This is a genomic window from Isoptericola sp. NPDC060257 (genome assembly GCF_042726645.1).
Lineage (GTDB): Bacteria > Actinomycetota > Actinomycetes > Actinomycetales > Cellulomonadaceae > Isoptericola > Isoptericola nanjingensis.
Window position 1 is genome coordinate 1 of sequence record NZ_JBHXAW010000301.1, and the last position, 5,306, is coordinate 5,306.

Below are 5,306 nucleotides of genomic sequence, written 5' to 3' on the forward strand. Positions count from 1 at the left end.
GTATAAGAGACAGGCGGTGTCGTTCGTGAGAGCCGAGCGAGGCACGAGCGAATCATTCGAACGAACGACACCGCCGCGCACCACGCCCGCCTCCCTCATTCCCACTCGATCGTGCCCGGCGGCTTGCTCGTCACGTCGAGCACCACGCGGTTGACCTCGCTCACCTCGTTGGTGATGCGGGTGGAGATGACGGACAGCACGTCGTAGGGCAGGCGCGTCCAGTCGGCCGTCATGGCGTCCTCGGAGGACACGGGGCGCAGCACGATCGGGTGGCCGTAGGTGCGGCCGTCGCCCTGCACGCCGACGGAGCGGACGTCGGCCAGCAGCACGACGGGGCACTGCCAGATCTCGTCGTCCAGGCCGGCCCTGGTGAGCTCGGCGCGCGCGATGGCGTCCGCCTGGCGCAGCGTCTCGAGGCGCTCCGCCGTCACCTCGCCGACGATGCGGATGCCGAGGCCCGGGCCCGGGAAGGGCTGGCGGGAGACGATCTCCTCCGGCACGCCGAGCTCGCGGCCGACGGCGCGGACCTCGTCCTTGAACAGCGTCCGCAGCGGCTCGACCAGCTCGAACTGCAGGTCGTCGGGCAGGCCGCCCACGTTGTGGTGGCTCTTGATGTTGGCCGCGCCCTCGCCGCCGCCGGACTCGACGACGTCCGGGTAGAGCGTGCCCTGCACGAGGAACTTGACCTCTTCGCCGTGGGCGCCCGCCTCGGCGACGATGTCGCGCTGGGCGTCCTCGAAGACGCGGATGAACTCGCGGCCGATGATCTTGCGCTTCGTCTCCGGGTCGCTCACGCCCGCGAGGGCGGTGAGGAACCGCTCCTTCTCGTCGCGGATGATGAGCTTCACGCCCGTGGACGCGACGAAGTCGCGCTCGATCTGCTCGACCTCGCCCTCGCGCAGCAGGCCGTGGTCCACGTGCACGCAGGTGAGCTGGTCGCCGACGGCGCGCTGCACCAGCGCGGCGGCGACGGCGGAGTCCACGCCGCCGGACAGGGCGCAGATGACGCGCGCGTCGCCGACCTGCGCGCGGATCGCGGCGACCTGGTCGGCGATGACGTTGCCCGCGGTCCAGTCGGGGGCGAGCCCCGCGCCCTCGTAGAGGAACTTCTCCAGCACGGCCTGGCCGTGCGCGGAGTGCTTGACCTCGGGGTGCCACTGCACGCCGTACAGCCGGCGGCCGGTGTCCTCGAACGCGGCGACGGGCGAGCCGGACGACGTCGCGAGCACCGCGAAGCCCTCGGGCGCGGCGTGCACGGAGTCGCCGTGGCTCATCCAGGTGGTCTGGTGGTCGGGGGTGCCCGCCAGCAGCACGCCGGACTCGCACACCTCGACCTCGGTGCCGCCGTACTCCCGCTGCCCCGTCTGCGCGACGGTGCCGCCCAGCGCCTGCGCCATCGCCTGGAAGCCGTAGCAGATGCCGAGCACCGGCACGCCGGCCTCGAACAGCGCCGGGTCCACGAACGGCGCGCCGGTGGCGTACACCGACGACGGGCCGCCCGACAGGATGATGGCCGCCGGGTTCTTGGCGAGCATCTGCTCGGTGGTGAACGTGTGCGGCACGATCTCGGAGTAGACGCGGGCCTCGCGCACGCGGCGCGCGATGAGCTGCGCGTACTGGGCGCCGAAGTCGACGACGAGGACCGGACGCGGCGTGGGCGCCAGGTCGGCGGTGGTGGGGGTGTCGGTGGCGGGAGACGTCACCGAGCCATCGTAGCCGCCGGACGGTACCGCTCCCGGGCCTGTCCCACGGGTCACGCGGTGGGGTAGGTCACCTCGCGCGGCGGTCCGGCCCGGACCGTCAGCCCAGCCGCTCCCGCAGCTCTCGCGCGGCCCGCTCGGCGTCCGGCGCCTGCGTGATCGCGCGCACGACGACGACGCGCGACGCACCGGCGTCGAGCACGGCGTCGAGGCGCTCGGCGTCGACGCCGCCGATGGCGAACCACGGCGTCGTCGGGCGGGTCGCGGCGACCTCGCGCAGCAGGTCGAGTCCGACGGCCGTGCGGCCGGGCTTGGTGGGCGTGGCCCACAGCGGGCCGACGCAGAAGTAGTCGACGTCCGGGTCGGCCTCCGCCGCGGCGGCCTGGTCCGCGGAGTGCGTGGACCGGCCCAGCACCGGAGCCGGCCCGAGCAGCGACCGCACGGCGGGCACCGGGAGGTCGCGCTGCCCCATGTGCACCACGGGCGTCCCGGTGAGCTGCGCGACGTCGGCCCGGTCGTTCACCGCCCAGAGCGCGCCGTGCTCCGCGGCGACGCGGGCGACCACCTCCTGCAGCTCGAGCTCGCGCGCGACGTCGAGCGTCTTGTCCCGCAGCTGCACGACGTCGACGCCGCCCGCGAGCGCCGCGTGCAGGAAGTCCTCCAGGTCGCCGCGCTCCTCGCGGGCGTCGGTGCACAGGTACAGGCGGGCGTCGGCGAGGCGGGCGCGGGTCGCGTCGGGAGCAGTCTCCGGGGCGGCACCGTGGTCGGGCGCGGTCGTGGTCACGCCGGTCAGGGTAACCACGGGCCGGGTTACAGTGGCCGCGCACGGGAGCCCCGCTCGGGGCTGAGAGGGCGTAGGAGCCGACCGTCGAACCTGATCTGGGTCATGCCAGCGAAGGGAGCGCACATGCCCACGCCCAGCAGTCCGTCCGGCACCCCGTCCGATGTCGTCGTCGTGGGCGGCGGGATCGTCGGCCTCGCCGTCGCCTGGCGCGCCGCCGCGAGCGGGCTGTCCGTCACCGTGCTCGACCCGTCGCCCGGCGAGGGCGCCACCCGCGCCGCGGCGGGGATGCTCGCGGCCGTCAGCGAGTCCGACTTCGGCGAGCGGGAGCTCGCCCGCCTCAACGTCGCGTCGGCGGCCCGCTGGCCCGACTTCGCCGCCCGCCTGGCCGCGGCGACCGGGCGCGACGTCCCCCTGCTGCGCGCCGGGTCGCTCGCCGTCGCGTACGACGCCGACGACCTCGCCCTGCTGCGCCGGGTCCTGGCGCTGCACCGGGAGTGGGGTCTCGCCTCCGCCGAGGTCTCGGTGGCCGACGCGCGGCGGCGCGAGCCGTACCTCGGGCCGCGGCTCGCCGGGGCGGCCGTCGTCGAGGGCGACCTCGCCGTGGACCCGCGAAGGGCGCACGCGGCGCTCGTCCAGGCCCTCGCCGGCTCCCTCGTCCACCGCGCGGCGGCGCGGCTCGAGCGCGACGGCGCGGGCCGCGTCGTCGCGGTGCGCGACGACGCGGGCGCGCGCCACGCCGCGGGCGCGGTCGTCCTCGCGACCGGCGCGGGCGCGACGGCGTCGCTGCTCGACGGACTGCCCGACATGCGCGTCCCGGTGCGGCCGGTGAAGGGCGTGACGCTGCGCCTCGACGCCGGCCCGGGCCTCGCGCTCGAGCACGTGGTGCGGGGCACCGTGCAGGGACGGCCGGTGTACGTCGTGCCCCGGGGTGCCGGTAGCGGCGCGGGGCCCGGCTCCGGGCCGAGCCACCGGGAGATCGTCGTCGGCGCCACCAGCGAGGAGCGCCCCGACGACCGCCGCGCCGAGGCAGGCGGCGTGTTCGCGCTGCTGCGCGACGCCCGCGCGCTCGTGCCCGGCATCGACGAGGCCGCGCTGGTCGACGTCACGCCGCGCGCCCGCCCGGCCACCCCCGACAACCTGCCGCTCGTCGGCGCCACCGGCGTCCCCGGCCTGCTCGCCGCCGTCGGGCACGGACGCAACGGGGTGCTGCTCGCCCCGCTCACCGCCGACGCGGTCGTGGCCGAGCTGACCGGAGCGCCTCCCCCCGACCCGGCGCTGTCCGCCGCGGACCCGCGCCGCTTCGCGCCCGCCGACCCTCTCCCCGAAGGAGCCGCCCGATGACCGCCACCCCCGCCACCCGCACCGCCGTCGTGAACGGCGAGGCCTACCCGCTCGACGGGCCGCACGGCGACGGCGTCGAGGCCGTCGTCGCGGCCCTCGTGCCCGCGTTCGTCGCCGACGGGTCCGTCCAGGGCATCGCCGTCGCCGTGAACGACGCCGTCGTCCCCCGCGGCCTGTGGGCCGGTACCCGGATCGCGCCCGGCGACCGGGTCGAGATCGTCACCGCCGTCCAGGGCGGCTGACCACGAAGCCTGACCAGGAAGCACGGAGGAAGCATGACCAGCACGCACGCCGCGGCCACGTCCCGCCCGCTCGCGCACCCTCTCGTCGACCCCCTCGTGGTCGCCGGCACGGAGATCGGCTCGCGCCTCGTCATGGGCACGGGCGGCGCGTCGAACCTCATGACGCTCGAGGACGCGCTGGTCGCGTCGGGCACCGGGCTCACCACCGTGGCGATGCGCCGCGTCGCGGTGCGCCCGGGCGGCGCGGGCTCCGAGGACGGCGGCATCTGGGGGCTGCTGGAGCGGCTCGGCATCCGCGCCCTGCCCAACACGGCGGGCTGCTTCTCGGTCGCCGAGGCCGTGCTCACCGCCCAGCTCGCGCGCGAGGCGTGCGGCACCGACTGGGTCAAGCTCGAGGTCGTCGCCGACGACGTCACCCTGCTGCCCGACCCGATCGGCCTCGTCGAGGCGGCCGACCGGCTCGTGCGCGACGGGTTCGTCGTCCTGCCGTACACGAACGACGACCCGATCCTCGCGCGCCGGCTGGAGGACGTCGGGTGCGCCGCCGTCATGCCGCTCGGCGCCCCCATCGGCACCGGCCTGGGCGTGCTCAACCCGCGCAACATCGAGGCGATCGCGAGTGCCGCGCGCGTGCCCGTCGTCCTCGACGCCGGCGTGGGCACGGCGTCCGACGCCGCCCTCGCGATGGAGCTCGGCTGCGACGGCGTGCTGCTCGCGACCGCCGTCACCCGTGCCGCCGACCCGGTCCGCATGGCGCACGCCATGCGCCTCGCCGTCGAGTCCGGCCGCCTCGCCGCCGGGGCCGGCCGCATCCCGCGCCGCGAGGGCGCGCTGGCCAGCTCCTCCCCCGACGGCCGCCTCGACCTCGCCCTCTGACGCCGAGGTGGTACCGGACCTGCCGAGGTAGTACTCACGGACCGCCACCTCGACGAGGCTCGTACTACCTCGGCGGGTCGGGTACTACCTCGCGGGTCCTCGTACTACCTCGGCAGGTCCGGTACCACCTCGCGGTCAGATGGCGAGGAGCAGGGCGGGGGCGCCGCCCTCGACGGAGCGGGCGTCGACGCCGGCGGCGCGCGCGACGTCGGCCACGCGGGCCGAGCGGGCGCCGGCGGCGCAGACGAGGAGCACCGGGCGGTCGGCAGGCAGCGCGGAGATCGCCGCCGCGGCGCCGTCTCCCCCGCCGAGGAAGCCGCCGCTCGGCGACACCGTCGCGCCGGCGACCGGCAGCGCCTGCAC

The 5,306-nt window shown here is 76.3% G+C and carries 5 protein-coding genes, 1 pseudogene and 1 riboswitch; of the genes and pseudogenes, 3 read left to right on the forward strand and 3 right to left on the reverse strand.

The features are described 5' to 3' along the window. Window positions 1–95 precede the first annotated feature (95 nt). Both guaA and thiE read right to left on the reverse strand, forming a co-directional pair. On the reverse strand, window positions 96–1,703 hold the full coding sequence (guaA, locus tag ACFWEK_RS18600) for a glutamine-hydrolyzing GMP synthase (protein ID WP_430547506.1): 1,608 nt from the start codon (window positions 1,701–1,703) through the stop codon (window positions 96–98). Window positions 1,704–1,800: 97 nt separating this feature from the next. After that, window positions 1,801–2,484, reverse strand: a complete 684-nt coding sequence (gene thiE, locus ACFWEK_RS18605) for a thiamine phosphate synthase (RefSeq protein ID WP_430554999.1) — start codon at window positions 2,482–2,484, stop codon at window positions 1,801–1,803. Between the two features lie 31 nt (window positions 2,485–2,515). After that, a riboswitch (TPP riboswitch) is annotated at window positions 2,516–2,618 on the forward strand. On the opposite strand from thiE, the gene thiO reads away from it, so the two are divergent. The 3 genes from thiO to ACFWEK_RS18620 all read left to right on the forward strand — a co-directional run bounded on the left by thiO (window position 2,608) and on the right by ACFWEK_RS18620 (window position 4,943). Continuing rightward, window positions 2,608–3,825, forward strand: coding sequence for a glycine oxidase ThiO (gene thiO / locus ACFWEK_RS18610; RefSeq protein ID WP_430555000.1), 1,218 nt, complete (start codon window positions 2,608–2,610; stop codon window positions 3,823–3,825). It overlaps the preceding riboswitch by 11 nt. Next, the gene (gene thiS / locus ACFWEK_RS18615) at window positions 3,822–4,067 is read left to right on the forward strand and encodes a sulfur carrier protein ThiS (protein WP_430555001.1); all 246 of its coding nucleotides are present in this window, start codon (window positions 3,822–3,824) and stop codon (window positions 4,065–4,067) included. The genes thiO and thiS overlap by 4 nt, the downstream gene beginning before the upstream one ends. Before the next feature lie 33 nt (window positions 4,068–4,100). Continuing rightward, window positions 4,101–4,943 carry a thiazole synthase gene (locus ACFWEK_RS18620; RefSeq protein WP_430555002.1) on the forward strand — a complete coding sequence of 281 codons (843 nt, stop codon included), beginning with the start codon at window positions 4,101–4,103 and terminating at the stop codon, window positions 4,941–4,943. 135 nt (window positions 4,944–5,078) lie between these two features. Here the strand turns inward: ACFWEK_RS18620 and ACFWEK_RS18625 are convergent. Further along, window positions 5,079–5,306: pseudogene (locus ACFWEK_RS18625) on the reverse strand (hypothetical protein); the annotation flags it as partial.

Bases quoted from the DNA above. Each gene is read 5' to 3' on its own strand.
- thiO (WP_430555000.1), top strand. From the start codon at position 2,608: ATGCCCACGCCCAGCAGTCCGTCCGGCACCCCGTCCGATGTCGTCGTC.
- thiS (WP_430555001.1), top strand. From the start codon at position 3,822: ATGACCGCCACCCCCGCCACCCGCACCGCCGTCGTGAACGGCGAGGCC.
- ACFWEK_RS18620 (WP_430555002.1), top strand. From the start codon at position 4,101: ATGACCAGCACGCACGCCGCGGCCACGTCCCGCCCGCTCGCGCACCCT.